The sequence below is a fragment of the Marinimicrobium sp. LS-A18 genome, assembly GCF_000463525.1.
In the GTDB taxonomy this organism is placed as follows: Bacteria; Pseudomonadota; Gammaproteobacteria; order Pseudomonadales; family Cellvibrionaceae; genus Marinimicrobium; species Marinimicrobium koreense.
The window spans coordinates 88504-113534 of record NZ_AWEP01000003.1; the positions used below are offsets into that span (position 1 = coordinate 88504).

Here is a 25031-nt window from a genome sequence, read left to right on the forward strand (position 1 = left end):
CATGGCCCTATCCTCTCGCCCGTTACCGGAAGCCCTCGCCATTTTGCGAGAGCTGTCCCTGGATCTGTATTGGAGCTGGAATCACGATGGCGACCAGCTCTGGCAACAACTGAACCCGGAGGTGTGGGAACACACCCAAAACCCGGTGGAGGTATTGCAACTGACCAGCGACGAACAACTACAGAAAATCGCCCGGGACAAAAACTTCCTCGCCGCACTGAACACTCTGACTCAGGCGAGGGATGCCTACCTCACCGACACCAGCTGGTATCAACAGCACTACGCCAACTCGGCGCTCAAAGGCATTGCCTATCTCAGTATGGAGTACGGCCTCTGCGATGCCCTGCCGCTTTATGCCGGGGGGCTGGGCATGCTCGCCGGGGACTACCTGAAAACCGCCAGCGATCTGGGTGTACCGGTGGTCGCCGTGGGGCTGCTGTATCAGCAGGGCTATTTCCACCAGAGCCTGGATGACACCGGATGGCAACGGGAAACCTATCTGTACAACGACCCGGGCAGCCTGCCCCTGCGCCGGGCTCAGGCGAAAGACGGCAGCTGGCTGCATATTGATACCGAATTTCTTTGTCGGCGGGTGCGTTTTCGGGTCTGGCAGGTCACGGTCGGACGCATCACCCTGTATCTGCTCGACAGTAATGATCCGCGCAACCAGGCGGGCGACCGGGGCATCACCAGTCAACTCTACGGCGGCAACCGCGAGCTGCGTCTGGTGCAGGAAATTGCTCTGGGCATTTGCGGCTGGCGATTGCTGGACACCCTCGGTTGTGGAGACTACGTCTGTCACCTGAACGAGGGACATGCGGCATTCGCCACACTGGAGCGCATGCGCACCTATTGCGAGCGACACAAAGTCTCCTTTGATGAAGCACTTTGGGCCACCCGTGCGGGAAATATTTTCACCACTCACACGCCAGTGGCAGCCGGTTTCGATCGCTATCCCATCGAAGTCTTGCGTCGCTATATTGACGAATTCTCCCAACAACTCGGCGTCCCGGCGGAACGGTTATTGGCACTGGGCAAAGCCAATCCAGAGGACTCGACAGAGTGGTTCAATATGGCCTGGCTGGCCATGCGCACCTGCGCTTTTGCCAACGGCGTCAGCGCCTTGCATGGCGCCGTCAGCCGAACCATTTTTCAGCCCCTTTTCCCCCGCTGGCCAGAGCGCGAAGTGCCCATTGGCCACGTCACCAATGGCGTCCATGTGCCCACCTGGGATTCCTCCCGGGCCGATAACGAGTGGCGCCAACTGTTCGGTCCGGACCGCTGGCGTCAGGACCTGGAGCGCATGCCCACCGACACCATTGAGCAGCTGGACAATCACCGCCTCTGGCAGATGAAGGGTCAGGGCCGGGCACAACTGGTGGACTACGTACGCCGACGTCTGGGCCATCAGTGGCGCCGCGAAAGCGACCCCGGTCAGTGTGCGGTATTCAGCGAACAACCGCTGGACCCGAATGTCCTTACCCTGGGCTTCGCCCGACGGTTTGCCGAGTACAAACGACCCAACCTGTTGCTGCACAATCCGGATCGACTCGCCGCCCTGCTCAACCACCCTCAGCACCCGGTGCAACTGATTGTGGCTGGCAAAGCCCATCCCGCGGACCAGTGGGGAAAGAATGCGTTACAGGCCTGGTACCGGTTTGCCCGTCGCGCCGACGTTAAAGACCGTGTGGTTTTTCTGGAGGACTACGATATCGAGCTGGCACAACATCTGGTGCAGGGCGTCGATGTCTGGCTGAACACACCGCGCCGCCCCTGGGAGGCCTGCGGCACCAGCGGCATGAAAGTGCTGGTCAACGGTGGCCTGAACCTGTCCAGCCTGGACGGCTGGTGGGCCGAGGCCTGGCACGCGGAAGTGGGTTGGGCCCTGGGAGATGGTGACGTCCACGGCGAGGAGCAGGACGATGACGATGCCACGGCGCTGTATGAACTCCTAGAGCAGGATATCGCGCCCTTTTTTTATCATCGAGACGACGCCGATATACCCACTGACTGGTTGGAACGAGTACGACACAGCATGGCCCAACTGACCGCGTCTTTCAGTTGCAACCGGATGCTTCAGGAATACATTGAAGGCTACTATCTCCCGGCCGCCCAATTACTGGCGAACCGCACAAAGGAAAAAGGCGCCCTTGCGGCCGAACTGTTTCAATGGCATTCAGGCCTGTCCCAACACTGGCACGAAATCCACTTGGGTGAGCTGCAGTTCGATGAGCGGGATGGGCATCGTCGGGTCGGGCTGAATGTACAACTCGGCGGATTGAACCCAGAGCATCTGACCGTAGAGTTGATCGCCGACCCCACCGACGCGGAGAGCGCCATCACCCTGGCACTGACACCGGCGAGTACCTTGCAGAGCGCCACTCACAGTTACCGGTATGAAGGGCAGCTGGACAGCGCGCGCCCGGATGGCGACTTCACCGCCCGAGTGGTTCCCAGACATCCGGCGGCGATGATTCCGGCGGAGCACCAGAAAATCATCTGGCAATCGCGGTAGCGTTGAACCCTCAGCGAGCCTCTACGCGTCGGCCCGGTTCAATATCCTGGCCGGGATGGAGGATCACCCGCTCGCCCGGCTCCAGGCCATCCTCAATCTCGGTCAACAGCCCACTGCGCCGTCCCGGCGTCACGGTTCGGCGCACGGCCTCACCGTCCTCAATCACATACACCGCCCAGCGTTCCTCTTCCCGGAACAGGGCGCTGGCCGGCACCTGCAAGACATCGTCACCTTCCCAGAGAATAAAGCGCGCTTCCACCCGGTAACCGTCACCCAGGTCTTTCCAGCGTTCGCGCTGCGCATCAAAATCGACAATGACCCAGACGCGCTGCTCTTCCACTCCCAGCGCGGAAATGTGCGTAAAGCCCGCTGGTTCGATCCGGCGCACCCGTCCCGGCAACACCTCGTCGCCGCCCCAGCGTTCCAATTCCACACGCATTCCCGGGCTCAGACGCACGGCGTCCGGTGAGAGCAGATCCACTTCCACTTGCAGGCTGCTCAAATCACCCAGGGTCAGTATCGGTTCACCCGGTTGAACCCGCCCGGCACTCTGTCGTTCACGGGTGAGTACGACGCCCTCCGTGGGTGCGGTGACCTTGAGCGGCTCCGAACGGACTTCGCCACCGGAAATGGTCAACGCCGCCTCGGCGTTTTCCCGCTCGTGCCGCGCCACATCCACCTGAAACTGTGCCGTGCGCAGACGCGCACTGGCACTGCGTGCTTCCGCCAGCGCCCGGTCCAATGCTTCCCGGGACAGATGGCCCTGATCCACCAGCCGCTGTACCCGTACCAGCTCCCGGTCCGCCAATTCGGCCTGGGCGCGCTGGACTTCAACGGCGGATTCCGCGGCGGCCAAAGCCGACTCGGCCCGCGCCAGAGCCGCCCGGGCCTGGGCGCCGGTGCGGGCATCCAGCGCGTCAGCCGGTGCCGGATTCAGAGTAAACAGGGTATCGCCCTGAGCCACTTCATCGCCGGGCTCAAGCAGTACTCGATTGAGGTAACCCGCCACCGGCGCCGAGACCTCGAAGCGATCCGGCAGGCGGGTGCGCCCCTCCTCCTCGACAGTAATCCGGAAGGGACCACGAATCACCTGCGCCGAGTCCACCAGCGCGGGCGGATCGCGAAAACTGATGATCATTACCACAATCACCAGCAAGGTGATGGCGGCAAAAATCAGGGTACGACGGTTCGGGCGTTTCATAGCCATAAGTCCTTGGACTGTCTTGAGCCAGGAGGTTCGCTCCGGCGCCAGAAGGTTTACTTACTCCGCCGACTTCAGGGCCGACACCATATCCAGTTTGACCAGTGCCCGCCCCATCATCAAGGCGGACAACAGGGTCGCGACCAGCACCACCAGGGCCGCGCTGGCATAGGTGTCCGCGGTCAGCACCAGCGGCACCCGGTAAAGATCGGTCTGCATGCCCAGGGTGAGCAACTGACACAGACCGGCTCCCAGCAGGAAGCCGAGCGGCATGGCCAGCACGGTCAGCAGCAACAGTTCACCCAACAAAATAAATGCAATTTCCGCCCGGGTAAAACCCAATACCCGCAAGGTCGCCAACTCCCGGCTGCGCTCGGCAAAGGCGATGCGCGCGTTGTTGTACACCACGGCAAAGGCGATCGACCCGGCCATAAACACACTGAAAAAGGTGAATACCAGCATACTGTCCGCCATCATATCGTCGAACGCGCGGATGGTGGTGTCCCGCTGGTTCACTCCCGCCACCCGGGGCATGGCCTCCAGGCGGCGATTGACCTCGTCCACCAGCTCCGGGTCCACCGCCAGAAAAGCGCCGCTCACCGTATCGCCCTCACCCAGCAGTCGGGCCAGGGTGTCCTGCCGCAGATACGCGCCCACGCCGATAAATTCGGTGACCAAACCGGCCACGGGAATGGCGAGCTCCGGCTGCCGCCCTTCCTGCACCTTGACCTGCAGGGTGTCCCCCACACCAATACCGAGCATGGTCGCCAGATGGTCGGTGAGCAACACCCCTTCGTCGGGAATGGCGATGGGCTGCAATTGATCATCGAGCACCTGCACCAGATGCCGGGGCTCGGAAAAACCCTGGACCCCACCCCGATAAGAACGATGTCCGTACTGCAGAATCGCCGAGGCGCTGCGAAAGCCCTCGACGTAACGAACGCCGGGGAGCGCTGCCAGCTCGTGCAGAGCACCGCGCTGGGTGGGTTCAATAAAACTGACGGTCATATCCTGTTGCTGGGCAAGGCGAAACTGCACATCCATCATGTAATCGATGGAGCCTTTCTGAAACCCGGTGAGCATCATCATGCCCACCGCCAGACTGATACCCAGAATTGACAGGCCCGCCTTGACCGGTTGTCGTTCCAGGTTGCGCAGGATGATTCGGGTTGGCTGACTCAGGCCCCGAATGCCCAGCCGCTCGATGAGCGTGCGACGAAAATGGGTGGGCGGTTCCGGGCGCATGGCTTCCGCCGGAGGTAATCGAAACGCCCGGTACACCGCAGTCAAGGTACCCAGCGCCGTCGCGCCGCCGGCGATAACAATAGCGGTCAGCGCCACCGAGGCCCGCAGCCGGAACTCCAGCCAGGGAAAGCGGAAAAAGTCCTGATACAGACCGGCCAGGGCACTGGCCAGCCAGGTGCCCAACAATACCCCGAGAATTGAACCGATCAGGACAATCACCAACACCAACATCAGGTAGTGTCCGGCCACGGTCAGGCTGTCGTAGCCGAAGGCTTTCAGCACCGCGATCTGCTCGCGCTGGGTGCGGATCAATCGGGCCGCCACCACGTTCAACAAAAACGCGGACACGCCAATAAAAATCAACGGCAGAAACACCGCCATGGCGGCAATCTGTTCCAGCTCCTGTTCAATAAAACGGTGTGACAGTTGATCGTCGCGACCATAGGCGCCGAGCCCGCCCCAGGGCTCAAGCAAACCATCCAGATGGTCGATGGTGGTCTGCGGGTTGGCCCCCGCGTATAGCGTCAGCGTAACGTTGTTGAAGGCCCCTTCCATATCAAAGGCGGATTCCAGGGCATCGCGATTCATCCAGAGAATGGCGTAGCGGGAAAAATCCGGAAACAGATCCCCCGGGCGAATCTGATAGATGTACTCCGGCGAGAGGGCAATGCCGCTGATCCACAGCGTCTGGTAGCGACCATTGATCACCACCGACAGGCGATCACCGGGCTGCAATTCATGCGCCTCGGCGAAGGCTTCGCTCAACAATACCTGATCGTTGCGGCCCGCTTCGGGCAACTGGCCGGTGCGCAGATGCAACTGATTGAGCTGGGGCTGGCGCCCGTCGGGAATGGATTGGGCGAGGCCGGTAACGGGCTGATCGAACCTGGGCACCTGCAGTTTCACCGGCGCCTGCACGCGGGTTTCCAGGGTGGCGACGCCGGGCACGGCGCGCAGACGATCGGCCAGGGATTCAGGCGCGCGCTTGAGATTGGCAAACACCTCGGAAAAGCGCTGGCTCTGATACACACTCTGCTGGCTGAGGCGCAGTGCATCCAGGGCGGTAAAGGACATCACAAACATGGCCACGCCGGTGGCAATCACCACCGCAATGGCAAGGCCCTGCCCTTTCAGGGTCCAGAGGTTGCGCAGCAGTTTGGTATTGAGAGCGCGCATGGCGGGTTACCAGTGCAACTGGTCGGGATCAACGGGGTGCGGGTTTTCCGTGACTTCGCTCACCCGCCCGTCGCTCAGGCGAATCATCCGCTCGGCCATATCCGCAATCACCGCATTGTGGGTAATCACCGCTGTGGTGGTACCCAACTCCCGGTTGATCCGGCGCAACACTTCCAGCACCTTGATACCGGTTTTTGAATCCAGTGCACCAGTGGGTTCATCGCACAACAACACTTCGGGATTTTTGGCGATGGCCCGGGCAATGGCCACCCGTTGCTGTTCACCCCCCGAAAGCTGGGCGGGAAAGTGATCCAACCGCTCCTCAAGTCCCACCAGCGCCAGGGCATCGGCCGGGTCCATGGGATGGCGGGCAATGTCGGTAACGATGGCGACATTCTCCCGCGCGGTCAGGCTGGGAATCAGATTGTAGAATTGAAAAACAAACCCGACATGGTGACGACGAAAGTCCGTCAGCACCCGCTCAGTCGCATGACTCAGGTCGGTATCCCGGTACCACACTTCCCCTTCGGTACCGCTGTCCAGCCCCCCGAGAATATTGAGTAAGGTGGACTTGCCACTGCCCGAGGCCCCGAGCAACACCACAGACTCCCCGGCGTACAGCTCCATATCCACGCCGCGCAGCGCGTGAATTTCCACCTCGCCCATACGAAACACCCGGGTGAGGCCCCGGGTGCGGAATACCGGTGTCATCCAATGATCCAGGCGAGCACGATGATCACCAGGGCAATCAGGCCGGCAATGCCTCCGAGTTTCATAAAGGCGACATTGCGCCGGCGCACGGCATCGAGCCGGGCGGTGGTTGAGGCAATGGTGGGCTCTTCGATGTTGGTGTTGGCGGGGTCGGCGCCGGCGTAGCGGGAGCCGCCGGGGGTGTCTTCATCACCGGGCAGCACGATCAGCAGTGCGCCGTCATCCGCGAAATCCCGGCGCCAGTGGTCGGCGGCTTTTTTGTCATCGACGGTTTTGAACTCGACCGGCGAACCGGTAAAGAAGGTTTCGCGCACTTTATCCGGGGACATCTCCAGTCGCCTGGCCATGTTGCCGATCACTTCCTGGCGCTGAAAGCCTGTGACCAGGTCGCCGGTAAACATCAGTCGATACATCGCTCGCTCCTTTTACCTAATGTCGCGGTGTGTTCCTCATCTTTACATATCCCGGCGGCATCTGCACGGGCATCATCAGCGAAAGGTGCGGGCCAGAATCAGGCCACCCCACAACAGATTGCGGTCCCCGGGGCCCTGTTTGATCTCCGAGCTGTGGCCGCGCACGACGTAGCTGATGCGATACCCCTCCGCAAAGGCCACGGTATAACCCAACCAGGCTTCGAGCATGACTGAGCGCAGTTCACTACGCTCAAAAGTGACTTCACTGTCGCGAAACTGCCCCTGCAGAAACGCGTTATAAGCTCGCGCTTTAACCGACACTCCGCCCCAGAAGTAATGCTCATCGACCGAAATACCGCTGTTGGTGTAGGAGGATTTTTCGCCATAGCTCACCAGCTCCGGGTTAAATGAAGACCAGGCGGTGTGATAGTCGCCGCCACGAACCGACAAACTCCAGCTCGCCTCGGTGAGGTAGCCCACGGAACCCTGTACGGTGCTTTTGATTTCCAGGTTGTCGAACAGCGTGGCGACATGGTGTTGCCGCGCCACGGTGTAGCGGGCCGTCAGTTCGCCGCCGTCGCTGATCTGATTGTCCCAGCCCCGGGCCGGCGTACTGCCGAGAATCGCATGGGATTCATTCTGCACATCCCCCACCAGATCAAGCCCGAGAACCCCCACGGTCAAGGTGCTTTTCCATGCCACCCGATTGCGGATATCCAGCCGCTCTCGGGAGTTCGCCAGGTATACCAGGCCGGCATAGGGCCGATCGCCATACTGCGGTTGGGCCACCTCGATCTCGCTGGGGGTAAACCCGAACAGCCCCGCTTCGCGGCTGTGCTTGCTGACCCCTACGGGAGAGAGATGCTCAAAGCCCAACGCCGAGTCCAGCCAGCCGAGCGGCGCGTCCAGAGAGAGCCAGCCGTCTTTCGCGGACCGGCCGGTGTAGGTGAAATTGAAACCATAGGTGTAATCCTGATCCTTGCCCCCCAGAGCGATGTAATCATTATCAATGGCCAGCGCCCAGCTCGAACGCTCCGGCTCTGTATAAGGCAGCGAGCGAATCGGCGCGGCAGGTCGTTTTTGATCCTCGATCAACCAGGCCACCTGCAACGGTTCCTGGGCGCGAGCGCTCGGGACAGCCTCGGCCTGCAGCGTCTGTGCGTCGGCGGGCTCCGCCATCATCAACAGCGACACCACCGTCCAGAGCGTTGCCGCCCAAAATAAAGTGACCGGTCGTCTTTTTTCCGTTTGTAATTGCTCCGAATTCATTACCGTGTTCCCCCAAGTTCAGATTCCAATCAACTATAGATGACCAGTCGTCTTTAAAAGCACAGTCTTACACCGCGCAGCGCTTATCAGCCCCGCCACTGACGGAGACCATTTTATGAAGCGCTGTAGCGGGTATTATTGTGGGTATAAAGACGAGTTCTGGTCCGCCAGCACGTCAGTTGGCGTTTACTTGTCCGACGACGATAGGCAAGAGCGCGAGAAAGGCATCCAGCGGCTCGCGGCATTTGGCGGCCTTCATCCGCATGACCGTGCCCTCCCAGGCATTGAACAGATACTCCGCCAGCACCGATGAGGGCTGCGGGCTGCTCAGGCTACCCTGCCGGCGGGCCTCTTCCAGCACCGCTTCGATCGCCTCGGTATTGTTGCGCAGTAGCTGGCGCACCTTCAGGCGAATGACCTCGCTGGAATCCGACATCTCCTGGCACATGTTGCCGATAAAGCAGCCGCCGGTGACGCCACTGTCACAGGCGCCGGTGTAGTCCCGGAAATACCGGGTCAAGCGCTCCAACGGCGGCAGACTGGTATCTTCCAGCAACGCCCGGCTCTCCTGGTTGCGCGCCTCGGTGGCCCGCTCCAGGGCTTCCAGCGCAAAGTCCTCCTTGCTTTTGAAGTAGGTATAAAAAGACCCTTTCGGCACCTCGGCGGCGTCGACAATGTCCTTGATACTGGTGCCGTTATAACCGTGGGTCGCCATGACACCCAGGCCAGCTTCCAGTAAGAGGTCTTTTTTTAACTCGCGCTTGCTCATGCCCATCAATATATGACCGGTCGTCTGGTTTTACAAGGGGATCGCTTATGGTTGTTTTCTATAAGCACCATAGGCCAGGGCATAATAGCCCGTTTTCCGTTCGTCAAAAACCCCAAAAGGATGCCTTCATTGGGCCGAGGTTCTGAGCCGCATGACCGGCGGCAACCGGGATTGGGGTATCCAGTCGAGATCGGGAAGTGGCGCCTCCAGCACAATCAGCCGCCGGTTCTCACCGTGTATGGCCGCCAGTTCCTCAGCATAATGACGTTGGAACAGCGCTTCCATCGAGCCATCCTGCATTGCCTGCTTTAACCCCTGCTCCAGGCGAGCCGCCAGGGGACCCGCTTTGGCGCTGACATGAAACACCACCGGAAAGGGATAGTAGAGGTACAGGTCCGGTACCAGCGCCAAGCCTCCATTCACCGGTTGGTGACTGGCCAGCTCCCGGCGCGCCTCGATGATGCCCAGAGACAGGTAATCAAAGCGGTCCTGCTCCAGCATGGTGAACAGATTGCTGTAACGACCGGTGTCGTTCACTGAATAGCCGTTGCGACGGAAAATGGCCACGTCCGGCCAGCGCTGCCCCTGCCCTACTGTCAATCGCTTCAGTTGATCCTCCGAGGTCACCTCGGCCATGGCCGGCAAGCGGTCCTCGCGGACGATCAATTGCCGGTAGCCCATCAGGCCACCGAGAATCGGAACCGGGATGGAGATGATCTGCGCTTCCAGCGGCCCCTCTTTATCCCGCGCTGGCGCCGCATAGACATTGATCTGCAGCCCCTCGGCGAGCGCACGACGCCCGCGCAGCGAGCCAAAATCCTCGTCGTGGCGCTTCAGGTCATAGGCGGGGTAATCATCGGCGGTTTTCTCCAGGGCGAGCTGGAGCAGTTCGTACTCGTAGTTAAGTCGCCCTTCGGTGCTGTCCCAGAACCGGACATCCATAACCGAGGACTCATTTCCCTCAGCGCACCAGCCAGAGCCGGCGCCCAGCAACAGAGCGAGTAACAGCGTCTTACGGAGCGGTCGCATATTTTATTGTCTTTATTGTGATTCAACATAGACCGACAAGTTAACGGTTATGCGCCGACCCGGCAACCCTCTAGCGGGCAAACACCACCGTCTTGCTGCCGTTGAGCAATACCCGGTGCTCGGCGTGCCAGCGCACCGCGCGGTTGAGCACCACCGCTTCGATGTCACGACCGATTTCCGCCATTTCCTCGGGCAGATTCACATGGGAGACACGCTCCACGGACTGCTCGATGATTGGGCCTTCATCCAGATCGGCGGTCACAAAGTGGGCGGTGGCACCGATCAGCTTGACCCCGCGCTCATAGGCCTGATGGTATGGCTTGGCACCCTTGAAACCGGGCAGGAAGGAATGGTGAATATTGATGGCCTTGCCATTGAGTTTACGGCACAGGTCATCGGAGAGAATCTGCATGTAGCGGGCCAACACCAGGCACTCGACCTCATGCGCCTCGATCAGGGACCAGATCTGCGCTTCCTGCTCGGCCTTGGTATCGGGGGTAACCGGCAAGTAGTGGAACGGCAGCTCGTACCACTCGGTCAGGTCCCGCATGACTTCATGGTTGGACACCACCCCGACGATATCGATGGGCAGGGAGCCGTTCTTCCAGTTGTTGAGCAGGCTGTTCAGGCAGTGGCCCCACTGGGACACCGCAATCAGCACCTTGGGCTTGCAGTCCACATCGTAAATCGCCCAGTCCATGCCGTACTTCTCGCCCACCGGCTGGAACAGCTCGCGGATTGCGGGCAGCTCATAGCCCTGGGGGCATTCAAACACGGTGCGCATAAAGAAGCGCCGCTGGGTCACATCCTCAAACTGGGAGGACTCGCGGATATTGAAGCCGCGCTGGGCAAACAGACTGGCCACCGCCGCCACAAGACCCTGGGCATCCTGACAACTGAAGGTAAGTACTACTTCCCGCACACCGGCCATGGAACAATTCCTGATATCGAATAGAGAATGAACAATAGATGAAAGGCTGCAAGACTACTGGATTGCGGACAAGGGGCTCAAGTGCTTTATGGCGCGGCCAGGGTAGTGCCAGCCAGCGGCAGAACAAACACCAGCACAATCGGCAGCACCACAAACGCCAACAGCGTGGACATCAGCACCATGGCAGCTACTTCCTGAGGCGCCCGGTCGTACCGCAGGGCCAGCAGGTAATTGAAGATGGCCACCGGCATGGCGCCCTGGAGCACCGCCACCCCGAGTGCTTCACCTTCCAACCCGATCAGCCGCGCGGCCAGATAGGCGAGCGCCAGGCCGCCCAACACCCGCAAGGTACTGAACGCCAGGCTCAGCCGCCAGGCCACCAACTTCAGGCGCGCCAGAGAAACCCCCAGGGTCAGAATCATCAGCGGAATGGCAAAACCGCCCATCAGGTCCACCGTATTGGCCAGCCACAGCGGTAGCGTGGTATCGGTCAGCAACAGCGCCACCGCCAGCACCATGGCGTAGAGCACCGGCTGGCGCGCCAGCGCCTTGAGCCGTGCGCCCAGCCCCTCGGCGCGGGACACCATCATGATGCCCACGGTAAAGGTACTGAGGGTCATCACCATAAACGCGGCCAGCGCCAGGGCCAGCCCGGTATCGCCAAAGGCAAACAGGCACAGCGGCAGCCCCAGGTTGCCGTTATTGGGGAACATCAGAGAGGGAATATAGTGGACCGGCGGCAGCTTCAGCCAGCGGGTCAGCAGGTAACCAATCACGCCCATGCTCAGAATCACCACGGCCGCCGCCAGGGCCACGCCGCCCATGATGCTCGGCTCCACCTCGACCCGCGCCATGACCGAGACAATCAGGCAGGGGGTGGCGATGTTCATCACCGCGCGGGAGACAAACTCGGATGGGTAGTCGGCACCGGAGCGCACCCAGCCGTAGCCGATAGCGGTTCCGATAAACAGCGGGGCCATAATGGCCGCTAATTCCGCGAACATGTCGCTCCTAATGTCGCGTGGTGGTCAGGACGGTCAACACCCATTGTACCGGAATGCGAGCGACACACTAGCGCAAAAAGGCCGCTATGTTATTTTTGGCGATAACAGCCAAAGCCGGTAGAATAAAAAAATCTATTCAGCCCACATTGGCCAACTTTACACCACTTTCAGGGTACCCCTCCCTGAGGACACGGCCCGCAGGATAGTGGTCACTGACCTGACGATTTACACACATTTTATCCACAGGCCATCCCCGTTTTTGTCCGCTTGCATTCCCGCCCAAAGCGCATTATCTTGTAGCGCATTCACCCGGTACCCCTATATATAGGGTTTTTCGATACCCCGCCCCAACGCTTCACGCTGTGCGCGGTACCGGGTTATCCAGTTTCACCAAACACCTGTCACCTGCCCAGGGTGACCGCTTACAGTCACGGAATTCAGATCGCTCGCGGAGACGTCCATGCACACAGAAACCGACTCACAGAACACCACCACCGGCTCCCAGCCCCACACGGAAGGCTCATCGCAGCAGCGCAGCGCCTCCAACCTCTCGGCCACCGCGCCGGGCCAGGTTCGGGTCATCAAGCGCAACGGCACCGTGGTCCCCTACGACCCCAGCAAAATCGCCGTGGCCATGACCAAGGCCTTCCTGGCCGTGGAAGGCGGTACCGCCGCCGCCTCGCGCCGGGTGCGCGAGACCGTGGAAAACCTGACCGGCCAGATCACTGCCACCTTCAAGCGGCGCATGCCCTCCGGCGGCACCATCCATATTGAAGAGGTGCAGGATCAGGTCGAGCTGGTACTGATGCGCTCCGGTGAGCACAAAATCGCCCGGGACTACGTTCTCTACCGCGAAGAGCACGCCCGCCTGCGCGCCGAGAAGCAGCCGGCCGCCAGCGCCGACACCCAGGCCGAAGACCCGGAATACCCCACCATCGAAGTCACCCTGGACGACGGCAGCAAGGCCCCGCTGGACACCCAGCGCCTGCGCACCATCGTGCGTGAAGCCTGCGCCGGCCTGACCGACGTGAGCGAAAAGGCCATTCTCGATGAGGCCATGCGCAACCTCTATAACGGCGTGAGCCTGCGCGATGTGAACACCTCCCTGGTGATCACCGCCCGCACCCTGGTGGAAAAAGAGCCCAACTACACCTACGCCACCGCCCGCCTGCTGCTGGACAAGCTGCGCGCCGAGGCGCTGAGCTTCCTGGGTGTGGCCGACTTCGCCACCCAGGCAGAAATGGAAACCTACTACGCCCAGGCCCTGCCCGCCTATATTCAGAAAGGGGTAGAACTGGAGCTGCTGGCCCCGGAACTGCTGAGCTTTGACCTGGAGAAGCTGGGCAAGGCGATCATCGCCGAGCGCGACCTGCAGTTCACCTACCTGGGCCTGCAGACCCTGTATGACCGCTACTTCATTCACAGCAACGATGTGCGCATCGAGCTGCCCCAGGTGTTCTTCATGCGCGTGGCCATGGGCCTGGCGGTGGAAGAAGACAACCGCGAAGAGCGCGCCATCGAGTTCTACAAGCTGCTCAGCTCCTTCGACTACATGAGCTCCACCCCGACCCTGTTCAACGCCGGCACCCTGCGCCCGCAGCTGTCTTCCTGCTACCTGACCACGGTACCGGACGACCTGCACGGCATTTACGGCGCGATTCAGGACAACGCCATGCTGAGCAAATTCGCCGGCGGTCTGGGCAACGACTGGACTCCCGTACGCTCTCTGGGCGCCTACATCAAAGGCACCAACGGCCGTTCCCAGGGCGTGGTGCCCTTCCTGAAAGTCGCCAACGACACCGCCGTGGCGGTGAACCAGGGCGGCAAGCGCAAAGGCGCCGTCTGTGCCTACCTGGAAACCTGGCACCTGGACATCGAAGAGTTCGTCGAGCTGCGTAAAAACACCGGTGACGACCGCCGTCGCACCCACGACATGAACACCGCCAACTGGGTACCGGACCTGTTCATGAAGCGCGTGTTCGACGATGAAGAGTGGACCCTCTTCTCCCCGAACGACGTGCCGGACCTGCACGACCTGTACGGCAAGGCCTTCGAGGAGCGCTACAACGAATACGAGCGTATGTGCGACACCGGCGAGATGCGCCTGTACAAAAAAGTGCGCGCGCTGGACCTGTGGCGCAAGATGCTGGGCATGCTGTTTGAAACCGGCCACCCCTGGATCACCTTCAAGGACGCCTGCAACCTGCGCAGCCCGCAGCAGCACGCCGGTGTGGTGCACTCCTCCAACCTGTGCACCGAGATCACCCTGAACACCAAGGCGAATGAAGAAATCGCCGTGTGCAACCTGGGTTCCGTGAACCTGGCTCAGCACATCGTCGACGGCAAGCTCGACCATGACAAACTGGCGAAGACCGTGAAAACCGCCATTCGCATGCTCGATAACGTCATCGACATCAACTACTACTCCGTGGACAGCGCGCGCAACTCCAACCTGCGCCACCGCCCGATCGGCCTGGGCCTGATGGGCTTCCAGGACGCTCTGTACCGTCAGCGCCTGGCCTATGGATCGGACGAAGCGGTGCAGTTTGCCGATATCTCCATGGAAGCGATCAGCTACCACGCGATCAAGGCCTCCTGCGAACTGGCCAAAGAGCGTGGCCGCTACGCCACCTTCGAAGGCTCACTGTGGAGCCAGGGCATCATGCCCAAAGACTCCATTGAAAAGCTGGCCGAAGCACGCGGCAGCAAGTACATCGAAATGGACCTGAGCGAAACCCTGGACTGGGACAGCCTGCGCGAAGAGGTGAAAACCAACGGCATGCGTAACTCCAACGTCATGGCCATCGCCCCGACCGCCACCATCGCCAACATCACCGGCGTGAGCCAGTCCATCGAACCCACGTACCAGAACCTGTACGTGAAATCGAACCTGTCCGGCGAATTCACCGTCGTGAACCCCTACCTGGTGCACGACCTGAAAGCGCGCGGCCTGTGGGACAACGTGATGGTCAACGACCTGAAATACTACGAAGGCACCGTGCAGCCCATCGACCGCGTACCGGACGACCTGAAAGCGCTGTACGCCACCGCCTTTGAAGTTGAACCCAAGTGGATCGTGGACGCCGCCAGCCGCCGCCAGAAGTGGATCGACCAGGCCCAGAGCCTGAACCTCTACATCGCCGGCGCCAACGGCAAAAAGCTGGACATCACCTACCGCATGGCATGGTTCCGTGGCCTGAAAACCACCTACTACCTGCGTGCCCTAGCCGCCAGCACCACCGAAAAATCCACCATCACCACCGGCACGCACAACGCCGTGTCCTCCAGTGGCGGCAACGGCGTAGCCGCCGCCAGCGCATCGGCGGCCAGCACAGCCCCGAGCAATGGCGAAGCCGCGCCAGTACCCAAGGCCTGCTCCCTGGACGACCCAGACTGCGAAGCCTGCCAGTAACGGCAATGACCGACGCGGGGTTTGGGACCGACCGATACTCGCTCCCAAACCCCGCGTAGGGCGGATAAGGCCAAAGGCCGCATCCGCCGTAACCAAACCCAACGCGGCACCAAAAGTCCGCGTAGGGCGGATAAGCAAAGCGCATCCGCCGTAACCCAAACTCAACGCGCCACCAAACCGTGCCGCAAAACCAAACAACAGAGGAAAGCGCCATGCTAAGTTGGGACGATTTCGACGCCGCCGAAGAAACCCCGCAAAAAGCCAAACCGGCCCCGCAACCCGCGCGCGCCCCGGAACCCGAGCCCAAGGTCCAGGAACCGGCCGCCAGCTACGACAGCGCCCCTGCACAGGCCGCAGCCGCCGCGGAAGCCACCCAGAGCAACGGCAACGTCTCCGACGCCGTCGCCCAGGCCCGAGAATCCCTCGAACACCTCGACGTCGCCCCCGGCCTCGAAGAACTCGAAATGGGCGCCTCGCGCATCGAAGTTGACGACAAAATGATGATCAACTGCCGCGCCGACCTCAACCAGCTCGTGCCCTTCAAATACGACTGGGCCTGGCAGAAATACCTGGACGGCTGCGCCAACCACTGGATGCCCCAGGAAGTAAACATGACTGCGGACATTTCCCTGTGGAAAAGCCGCGACGGTCTGACCGACGACGAGCGTCGCATCATCATGCGCAGCCTGGGCTACTTCTCCACCGCCGACTCCCTGGTCGCCAACAACCTGGTGCTGGCCATCTACCGCCTGATCACCAACCCGGAGTGCCGCCAGTACATCCTGCGCCAGGCGTTTGAAGAAGCCATTCACACCCACGCCTACCAGTACTGCATCGAGTCACTGGGCATGGACGAAGCGGAAGTGTTCAACATGTACCGTGAGCTGCCCTCCGTGGCCGCCAAAGCCGCCTGGAGCCTCAAGCACACCCAGACCCTGGGCGACCCCACCTTCAACACCGGCACCCCGGAAAACGATCAAGAGTTGCTGCGCAACCTGGTCGCCTTCTACGCCGTCACCGAAGGCATCTTCTTCTACTGCGGCTTCAGCCAGATCCTGTCCATGGGCCGTCGCAACAAAATGACCGGCGTGGCCGAGCAGTTCCAGTACATCCTGCGCGATGAGTCCATGCACCTGAACTTCGGCATCGACGTCATCAACCAGATCAAACTGGAAAACCCGCACCTCTGGACCCCGGAATTCCAGAAAGAAGTCACCCAGATGATCCTGGAAGGCACCGAGCTGGAAATCGCCTACGCCCGCGACACCATGCCCCGCGGCGTACTGGGCATGAACGCCGGTATGATGGAAGAGTACCTGCACTTCATCGCTAACCGCCGCCTCGCGCAGCTCGGCCTGAAAGAGCAGTACCCCGGCGCCCAGAACCCCTTCCCCTGGATGAGCGAAATCATGGACCTGCGTAAGGAGAAGAACTTCTTTGAGACGCGCGTGATTGAGTATCAGACGGGTGGTGCTTTGAGCTGGGATTGATTGGTAATTAATTATCCCTCCGCGCAAGCCCCCAAAATCTGGCCAAGGAGGGCTAGGCACGTAAAGGCGTATTTAGGGCGCGCTATTCCCAAGTGAGCTTTGCTTATGGTGGCCCGCAGCTTTGAATTGCGCCTCGCTGCAAAGCCCATGAGCTTTTGCAGAAAACTTCATAAAATGGACAGCACCAACATTTATTCAACAGAGCAATATATCAACGCCATAGGGAGAATGTCTGCAACTCAGGCTTTCATTTATAGAACAATTGATTATAACTTGGGTGTGATGGCCTTCTGCACTTCCCTCTATATTAAATTCGTGAACGCATTAGGGCGAAAAGCAAGTCAACACTAATACTTCTAGCATAAAAGAAACCCAACTCAATCGGGGCGAAGAATACTGACAGCACTGTACGCCTTAGCGCTAAATTCTTGCTCTTGCAAATATAAGATGAAATTTAGAGGATTATATGAGCCGCTGGATTGAACAGTTTGAAAACCATGGATTTCAATCTACATGGAGAAAAATCCTAGCAGTCACTGAAAAGATCTTTGTGGACGACGAGACCGTCGCAACTAACGTCGAAGAAATTGCCCGCCTTAAAAAAGTAGTCACATACCTAGATAGCTTAATAGAAGCCTGCGATCCAGAATTAATCCCAATCACGACATGGAACAACTTCCACTCTCAATCCAACTCTTGCTTAGAGCACATCAACAACTATCAAAACAATAGAAATATTGGACATATCAATAATGCCAACAATCATCTAGACAACCTATTATCTTATCTGAGGCCGTATCAAGTTGTTGCTGGAAAAGCCGCCAAGTCAGCTAGCGCATCATATACTGCATATAAAAAAGTAATCGATTCAAGCATGGACTCTTTTCATGAAAAGGCTCGTTCAATATTAGCGGAAATATCCGGACATAACGAAGACGCTCTCAACAAGGCCAATGCGGCAGAAGCAGCCAATGAAAGAATAAAGGAGCTTGAAGCATATTATTTTGATGACTCCGAACAAGAAAGCCTAAACACAAGAATTACTCATCTTGAGAGCTCCATTGAGGAAAACTATAAAAGATTTAATCAGTATAAAATGGAGCTATTTGATGGCGACTCCGAGAACAACTCAATCTCATCTGAAATAAAGGATGCACTAGAACTAGCAGAACAGGATTCTGAAAATATTAATCAATTGCTTTCCGACGTCAAGAGTAAGCTATTGGATTTTAAGCAGTATCACGCTGATGTTTTTGGAACCAAAGACGATGAAGGTAACTTCAAGGGCGGATTAAAAGACGAGATTAACGCAAGAAAAGAACACTTAGACGAGTTCAAAAAGAAGCAAGAGCTTAAATATAGAACTCTAAATGAAGAAATTGAAAGCTTACTCCCTGGTGCCACAAGTGCGGGACTAGCCTCGGCTTACTATGAGCTTAAGAAATCATTTGATGAACCAATCAAAAACTATTCAAGGTTATTCTATGCTTCTATCGCAACATTAATGTTAGTTGCACTCATATCCATAACTCAAGAAGCAGGTTGGCTTTATGTGAGATTCGTTGACGTTACCAACTTCAGCAAATTATTTTCAAACATATTGTACAAACTTCCAATCATCATACCTGTTTTATGGCTAACACTTTTCGCATCAAAAAGAAGAAGTGAAAGCTTAAGATTGCAGCAAGAATACGCACACAAGGAAGCTCTGGCAAAGTCATACCAGAACTTCAAAACTCAAATTGAAGCACTAAATCAGACAGATCCAGAATTAATGAAAAAGCTGCTTATCTCAGCCATTGACGCAGTCTCAAAAAATGCGTCCGATACACTAGACAGCAAACACGGAGATAAAACTCCAGCTCACGAAGGCGTCGACGGGTTAATTTCATCAATGGAAAAAGTAAAAAAAGTCTTTACTTAAAATGATTTCGAACACCGACCCTTTAAAACGACAGAAACCTCTGGAGTCAGAGTCGTTGATTTTGCACTCCGTTGAATCGAGGCATAGAGGGCACTATGGAACTCGAGAAGCTACGCAGAGATAGAAATAATAGTAGGCTTGCACACTTAACCAAGACATTTACTATTTGAGTAAAAACCAACTGTAAGGAATGACATGAAAGAGTGCTTCATTATCACACCAATTGGAGGCTCTGGATCAGACATTAGACGAGAAACAGACGGCCTTGTCGCTAGCGTCCTTAGCCCAGTACTTTCTGAATTTGACCTACAGCCAGTACCAGCACACCTAATATCTGAAACAGGCAGCATCACCAGACAAGTAATAAAGAGAATTATCGAATCTGATTTGGTCATTGCCAACTTGACCAACCTAAACCCGAATGTCATGTATGAAGTAGGAATTAGACATTGCGCCCGGAAACCAATGATTGTGGTTGCCAGAGAGGGCACCACCCTTCCTTTTGATCTAAGTGATGAGCGAACTATATTTTTCCAGAACGACATGACCGGCGCTGAAGAGCTAAAGGATCAGCTAAGAAAGATGATCCCAAAGACTCTTGACGAGGACACAACAGATAACCCGGTATATAGAGTGGTCGACGTCGATTTAATAAAACTCCCCGAAGGCACACCAGATGTCTCAGTGCTAGCAGACAAAAAATTCTCGTTGATTGAAAATCAACTAGATGAACTCAAAGCAGGCCTTCGATCTTTATTGGATGCCGACCAGTCAAAAAGAATTTATCTACGAAAAAAGAATAGCCCACTTTCTAACGCTCTAGCGGGAGACAGTTATATGGAGTTTTCTGTCTATGTAGAGCGATCTGAACACCTTGATCGTCTCAAAGCGTTTTGCGATGCCAAAAGTATCCCTTATGACACTTCATTCGTATATAAAGATGTTGAAAAATTCACAGCGATCTGCAGCTCAAAAAATCACAGAAAGTATTTAGGTGATCTAGCCAATGAATTTAACCTTAAAAGTGCATCATAACCACATGATTTTTCAGCTGGACGCCCATGCCTTGAAAACCCCGAGCACACATCGCACTCAAGCTCGGCCTTGCTAGAAAAAGCGAGTCCCCTTTTGCCCATCCACTAACCCGAAAATGCCCCATCCCAACCAGGTCATTCATGTCGGTTTTTCACATTTTCCTTCATTTCGCGGTTCCGGCGATCGTCGCCCGAGTGTTCTTTAAAGATAAATGGCTAAAAGCCTGGCTGATCATGGTAGCGACTATGGTGGTCAACCTCGATCACTTACTGGCTGACCCCATCTACGATCCTGACCGTTGCAGTATCGGCTATCATCCGCTCCATGGCTGGCCCTCCATAGCGGCCTATGCCGGCTTGGCTGCCAGGCCTAAAGCCAGGCTGATTGGCCTGGGCCTGCTGATTCACATGGCGCTGGACGGAATAGACCGCTTCGTCTGAGCCCCAGGAATAAGGCTTCCCCCCCCCACATCAACCACGCTTTCACCGGTTCGGACCGGCCAAAAAGAGGCGAATTTGACCAAAATTGGCTCCTGAGGGGCCAAAACTGGGCCGCTGGTCGAAAAATCGTCATTTTCAACGAGCAAAATTTCTCCCGTTCCTGTATATTCGCTGCCTATTTTCACCCCCGTGTTCAACCCAGCTTCAGAGAGCGCTATGACTGATCTATCCCTTTACCGCAACATCGGCATCTTCGCCCACGTAGACGCCGGCAAAACCACCACCACGGAGCGTATCCTCAAGCTGACGGGTAAAATTCACAAGCTCGGCGAAGTGCACGAGGGTGAATCCACCACCGACTTCATGGAACAGGAAGCCGAGCGCGGCATCACCATCCAGTCGGCCGCCGTCAGCTGCTTCTGGAAGGGGCACCGCTTCAACGTCATCGACACCCCCGGGCACGTTGACTTCACCGTAGAGGTGTACCGTTCATTGAAGGTACTCGACGGCGGTATCGGCGTGTTCTGTGGCTCTGGCGGCGTGGAGCCCCAGTCCGAGACCAACTGGCGCTATGCGAACGAATCCAAGGTGTCTCGACTGATCTTCGTCAACAAGCTGGACCGCATCGGTGCGGACTTCCTGCGCGTCACCGATCAGGTCAAAAAGGTTTTGGGCGCCAAGCCGCTGATCATGACCCTGCCGATCGGCCGCGAAGACACCTTCTCGGGAGTGGTGGACCTGCTGACCCGCAAGGCCTACGTCTGGGATGAGACCGGCCTGCCGGAAAACTACACCATCACCGATGTACCCGCCGATATGGTGGATGACGTCGAGATGTACCGCGACCAGCTGATTGAAAACGCCGTCGAGATGGACGACGACCTGATGATGGCCTACATGGAAGGCGAGGAAGTCAGCGAAGAGGACATCAAGCGCTGCATCCGCAAGGGCACCCTGGAGCTGGCCTTCTTCCCCACCTACTGTGGTTCGGCCTTCAAAAACAAGGGTATGCAGCTGCTGCTGGACGCCGTTGTCGACTACCTGCCGGCGCCGCAGGAAGTGAACCCGCAGCCGCTGACCGACGAAGAAGGTAACCCGACCGGCGAGCACGCCATCGTGTCTCCCGACGAGCCCTTCCGCGCCCTGGCGTTCAAAATTATGGACGACCGTTTCGGCGCCCTGACCTTCGTTCGGATCTACTCAGGTCAACTGAACAAAGGCGACACCATCCTTAACTCCTTCACCGGCAAAACCGAGCGTGTGGGCCGGATGGTCGAGATGCAGGCCGACGAGCGTAATGAGCTGTCGTTCGCCACCGCGGGCGACATTATCGCCATTGTGGGCATGAAAAACGTGCAGACCGGTCATACCCTGTGTGACCCCAAGCACCCCTGCACCCTGGAAGCTATGGTGTTCCCGGACCCGGTCATCTCCATCTCCGTGTTCCCGAAAGACAAGGGCGCCACCGAGAAGATGGGTATTGCCATCGGCAAGATGGTCGCCGAAGACCCCTCTTTCCGTGTCGAAACCGACGCTGACTCCGGCGAAACCATCCTCAAGGGCATGGGCGAGCTGCACCTGGATATTAAAGTGGATATCCTCAAGCGCACCTACGGGGTTGATCTGACCGTCGGCCAGCCGCAGGTGGCCTACCGCGAAACCATTACCCAAGAGATCGAAGACAGCTACACCCACAAGAAACAATCCGGTGGTTCCGGTCAGTACGGTAAGATCGACTACATCATCAAGCCGGGCGAGCCGAACACGGGGTTCACCTTCAGCTCCTCGGTTGTGGGCGGTAACGTTCCCAAGGAATTCTTCCCCGCCATTGAAAAGGGCTTCCAGTCCTTGATGGGTTCTGGCCCTCTGGCCGGCTTCCCGGTGTTGGACGTGGATATTGAGCTGGTAGACGGTGCTTACCACGCCGTTGACTCTTCGGCCGTTGCGTTCGAAATTGCCGCCAAGGGCGCCTTCCGTCAGTCTATGCCCAAGGCCGGCCCGCAGCTGCTCGAGCCGGTTATGAAGGTTGACGTCTACAGCCCGGAGGACCACGTGGGTGATGTTATTGGCGACCTGAACCGTCGTCGCGGCATGATCTCCGGTCAGGAGCCCGGTGCCACCGGCGTTCGCATTAAAGCCGATGTGCCGCTTTCAGAAATGTTCGGTTACATCAGCACCCTGCGCACCATGACCTCTGGCCGCGGTCAGTTCTCCATGGAGTTCTCGCACTACGCGGCCTGCCCGGCCAACGTGGCCGAGGCCGTGATCGCCAAAGAAAAAGAGAAGGCCGCCGCCGAAAAGTAACCTCGGATTGGTGTCACTCGGAGCCCCGCCTGCGAAAGCTGGTGGGGCTTTTTTTTGGGTATCAGAAAGCATAGCTCTCACCGGTCAGGCTAGTCGACAGCCCCCACCCAGGAACTATACTCCAGGGGTAAAACGTTGAAGTCTGTGACTATCATTGAAGTGAGGTGACAACTATGGCGATACCCAATACTGAGGGTATTCTTCGCAAACCGACCCACCCTGGTGAGATGCTAAGGGAGCACTTTATCCCGGATTACGGCTTAAGTGTCGCGAAGCTAGCCGAGCTGCTGAGGGTCTCTCGCCAGTCGGTGGACGAGTTGCTGCGCGAGCGACGCTCGGTCAGCCCCGAAATGGCGCTGCGACTGGGCCGCCTGTTTGGCAACTCTCCCGAGTTTTGGCTGAACGCGCAGAGAGCCGTTGATCTATGGGAGGCCTCCCAGTCAGCTAAAGATGAGGTGGCCCGAATCGAGCCACTGGATAACGGGAGCCTTTAGTTTAATGCTTATAGCGATTTTTAATAAATTTACACTCCCAGGATTTTCCGGTGTGGTGCTCAGCCATACTTTTAAGCGCCAGATAAAACCCCTCTTTAGGGAAATTCGTCAAGTGATTCAGCTGCTCCTCCAGCTCAGGAACTTCTTCAGACAGCCTGTCCGACAACTTCTGAAAGGTCGAAGGCCCCGCTGAAGCTTTACCGTCCAGTTCTTCTTCGTATATGGAGCAAACGCGATCATAAGGACTAACTGTATCCTCCGCCTGACCATTGCTACAACCAGCCACTGCCAGGAAAGAAAGAACGACGAAAATCTTATATGCCTGTTCAACAGATTTAATCATTACTCTCGCCCTCCTATAAAACAAGTTCATTGCGCTCTTCATGTATCAACCAGACCTTCCGATGATTTGTGCCTCGAAACGGATCAACCAGAAAGTATGAGAGTACATGCATGGGCACGTAAGAGCTCCCCTTTTTGGATTTTCCTATTTCCTCCATTTGCCACAGCTCGTCTCCCCCACGCGCCAAAATCCGGTGAGTGGTTTTACCAAGACTCACTCCTGTCGCTGCAGCACTGAATATAAGCCCCGCCCCACCCGAGACAAGCCCGGCGCCGAAGCCTGCGATAGATGTCAGAAGAGGATAGTCCCGGCCTCCCAGCAGCGAGTTATTGAGCATGAATGTGTAATTATCTTCAACTACATTGGGTAGTGTCATGGCCCTGCGTTGTGCAACGCGGCCTTCTTTGGACGCTAAGCTCGGCAGAGGAACGGCTGGTTCATACACCACCCTACCTCGATCAATTTTGGGATTTATCAGCAAAAGAGGTGAGCGTCCCATGTCTTGCAGGTACAACCTAAGACCTTTCATGTCACCCAGCACTTTAATGCCGGTTTCGGGGCGGAGCTCGTGCAGCTGATCAAGTATTGCGGAATTCATAGACAACCTCCTTTTAAGTAACATCCTAAAACTGAATATTCTATTCACGCAGAGCAGACAGATGTTACTCTAAAGCGCCTTGAGGGTCACTATCGATTAATGTGACTCCGTTCTCGTAACGAGCTGTCGCGAAAGACAACCGGGCGATTTGTCAGTCAAGGCAGTTGTCGCATCACTCAACGAATAGGAATTGGCTTATGAAAGGTTCTTGTCTATGCGGCGCCATTGAAATTACTGCCGAGAGCAAACATAACGTCGACGTCTGTCACTGCACCATGTGCCGGCGCTGGGGCAGTGGCCCTTTTTTTGCGGTGCACTGCGGGCCGGAGGTTACCTTCGACGGAAGCCTGGAGCCAGCCCGTTATCGCTCCTCCGACTGGGCCGAGCGCGGCTTCTGCCCCACCTGCGGAACGCATCTGTTTTACCATCTGCTCCCTACGGGAGATTATATGCTGCCGGCCGGGTTGTTCGGAGACGGTGAGGACTTCCAGTTGAGTGGCCAGGTGTTCTTCGATGAAAAGCCGGACTTTTACGAGTTCGCCAATGATACCCCAACCATGAGTGGTGATGATCTGATCGCCCAATTTTCCAATAAAGACGATTAGCCTGAACTTATGACGTTAGGCGGTTCCCGCTCTTGGGCCTACAAAAGCGGGCATTTCAGTTTTGTTACCAATCAATGAATTTTCAGTGAACGGACTCCCGCCGTCCCCACTGTCACCAGAGCT

Annotated in this window: 20 protein-coding genes; 9 read left to right on the forward strand and 11 right to left on the reverse strand. The window is 57.4% G+C overall.

Annotated features, from left to right (window positions below):
* Nucleotide 1: 1 nt before the first annotated feature.
* Complete coding sequence (gene glgP, locus N645_RS0106695) at nt 2-2515, forward strand: alpha-glucan family phosphorylase (RefSeq protein WP_024460733.1); 2514 nt, start codon at nt 2-4, stop codon at nt 2513-2515.
* A gap of 10 nt (nt 2516-2525) precedes the next feature.
* Here the strand turns inward: glgP and N645_RS0106700 are convergent, their stop codons facing one another.
* From N645_RS0106700 to N645_RS0106740, 9 genes are all read right to left on the reverse strand, one after another.
* Nucleotides 2526-3716, reverse strand: a complete 1191-nt coding sequence (locus tag N645_RS0106700; protein ID WP_152521645.1) for an efflux RND transporter periplasmic adaptor subunit — start codon at nt 3714-3716, stop codon at nt 2526-2528.
* 60 nt (nt 3717-3776) lie between these two features.
* Complete coding sequence (locus N645_RS0106705; RefSeq protein ID WP_024460735.1) at nt 3777-6137, reverse strand: ABC transporter permease; 2361 nt, start codon at nt 6135-6137, stop codon at nt 3777-3779.
* Nucleotides 6138-6143: 6 nt separating this feature from the next.
* Complete coding sequence (locus N645_RS0106710; protein ID WP_024460736.1) at nt 6144-6848, reverse strand: ABC transporter ATP-binding protein; 705 nt, start codon at nt 6846-6848, stop codon at nt 6144-6146.
* Nucleotides 6845-7261, reverse strand: a complete 417-nt coding sequence (locus N645_RS0106715) for a hypothetical protein (protein ID WP_024460737.1) — start codon at nt 7259-7261, stop codon at nt 6845-6847. The genes N645_RS0106710 and N645_RS0106715 overlap by 4 nt, the downstream gene beginning before the upstream one ends.
* Before the next feature lie 75 nt (nt 7262-7336).
* Nucleotides 7337-8530 (reverse strand): lipid A deacylase LpxR family protein, encoded by a 1194-nt coding sequence (locus N645_RS0106720; RefSeq protein WP_051174333.1) that lies wholly within the window; start codon nt 8528-8530, stop codon nt 7337-7339.
* A gap of 175 nt (nt 8531-8705) precedes the next feature.
* On the reverse strand, nt 8706-9299 hold the full coding sequence (locus N645_RS0106725; protein WP_024460739.1) for a TetR/AcrR family transcriptional regulator: 594 nt from the start codon (nt 9297-9299) through the stop codon (nt 8706-8708).
* 126 nt (nt 9300-9425) lie between these two features.
* Complete coding sequence (locus tag N645_RS16700) at nt 9426-10328, reverse strand: ABC transporter substrate-binding protein (RefSeq protein ID WP_152521646.1); 903 nt, start codon at nt 10326-10328, stop codon at nt 9426-9428.
* A gap of 70 nt (nt 10329-10398) precedes the next feature.
* Nucleotides 10399-11259, reverse strand: coding sequence for a formyltetrahydrofolate deformylase (gene purU / locus N645_RS0106735; protein WP_024460741.1), 861 nt, complete (start codon nt 11257-11259; stop codon nt 10399-10401).
* 86 nt (nt 11260-11345) lie between these two features.
* Nucleotides 11346-12263: an AEC family transporter gene (locus tag N645_RS0106740; RefSeq protein WP_024460742.1), complete on the reverse strand. Its 918-nt coding sequence runs from the start codon at nt 12261-12263 to the stop codon at nt 11346-11348.
* A gap of 460 nt (nt 12264-12723) precedes the next feature.
* On the opposite strand from N645_RS0106740, the gene N645_RS0106745 reads away from it, so the two are divergent.
* The 7 genes from N645_RS0106745 to N645_RS0106780 all read left to right on the forward strand — a co-directional run bounded on the left by N645_RS0106745 (nt 12724) and on the right by N645_RS0106780 (nt 23362).
* Nucleotides 12724-15675: a ribonucleoside-diphosphate reductase subunit alpha gene (locus tag N645_RS0106745; RefSeq protein WP_024460743.1), complete on the forward strand. Its 2952-nt coding sequence runs from the start codon at nt 12724-12726 to the stop codon at nt 15673-15675.
* A gap of 212 nt (nt 15676-15887) precedes the next feature.
* Nucleotides 15888-17165 carry a ribonucleotide-diphosphate reductase subunit beta gene (locus N645_RS0106750; protein ID WP_024460744.1) on the forward strand — a complete coding sequence of 426 codons (1278 nt, stop codon included), beginning with the start codon at nt 15888-15890 and terminating at the stop codon, nt 17163-17165.
* Nucleotides 17166-17631: 466 nt separating this feature from the next.
* The gene (locus N645_RS0106760; protein WP_024460746.1) at nt 17632-19089 is read left to right on the forward strand and encodes a hypothetical protein; all 1458 of its coding nucleotides are present in this window, start codon (nt 17632-17634) and stop codon (nt 19087-19089) included.
* 195 nt (nt 19090-19284) lie between these two features.
* A complete protein-coding gene (locus tag N645_RS17395) occupies nt 19285-20124 on the forward strand; it encodes a hypothetical protein (RefSeq protein WP_024460747.1) in 840 nt (279 codons plus the stop codon).
* Between the two features lie 140 nt (nt 20125-20264).
* Nucleotides 20265-20564, forward strand: coding sequence for a DUF6122 family protein (locus N645_RS0106770; RefSeq protein WP_024460748.1), 300 nt, complete (start codon nt 20265-20267; stop codon nt 20562-20564).
* Between the two features lie 216 nt (nt 20565-20780).
* The gene (gene fusA, locus N645_RS0106775) at nt 20781-22868 is read left to right on the forward strand and encodes an elongation factor G (protein ID WP_024460749.1); all 2088 of its coding nucleotides are present in this window, start codon (nt 20781-20783) and stop codon (nt 22866-22868) included.
* A 173-nt stretch (nt 22869-23041) separates the two neighbouring features.
* Entirely contained in the window at nt 23042-23362 is a 321-nt protein-coding gene (locus N645_RS0106780) for a HigA family addiction module antitoxin (RefSeq protein ID WP_024460750.1), read from the forward strand.
* 1 nt (nt 23363) lies between these two features.
* Here N645_RS0106780 and N645_RS0106785 read toward each other — a convergent pair whose 3' ends face one another.
* Nucleotides 23364-23705 carry a hypothetical protein gene (locus tag N645_RS0106785; RefSeq protein ID WP_024460751.1) on the reverse strand — a complete coding sequence of 114 codons (342 nt, stop codon included), beginning with the start codon at nt 23703-23705 and terminating at the stop codon, nt 23364-23366.
* 13 nt (nt 23706-23718) lie between these two features.
* Nucleotides 23719-24303, reverse strand: a complete 585-nt coding sequence (locus N645_RS0106790) for a hypothetical protein (RefSeq protein ID WP_024460752.1) — start codon at nt 24301-24303, stop codon at nt 23719-23721.
* A 197-nt stretch (nt 24304-24500) separates the two neighbouring features.
* Here N645_RS0106790 and N645_RS0106795 point away from each other — a divergent pair, with 197 nt between their 5' ends.
* On the forward strand, nt 24501-24908 hold the full coding sequence (locus N645_RS0106795; RefSeq protein ID WP_024460753.1) for a GFA family protein: 408 nt from the start codon (nt 24501-24503) through the stop codon (nt 24906-24908).
* The last annotated feature ends 123 nt before the right edge of the window (nt 24909-25031 follow it).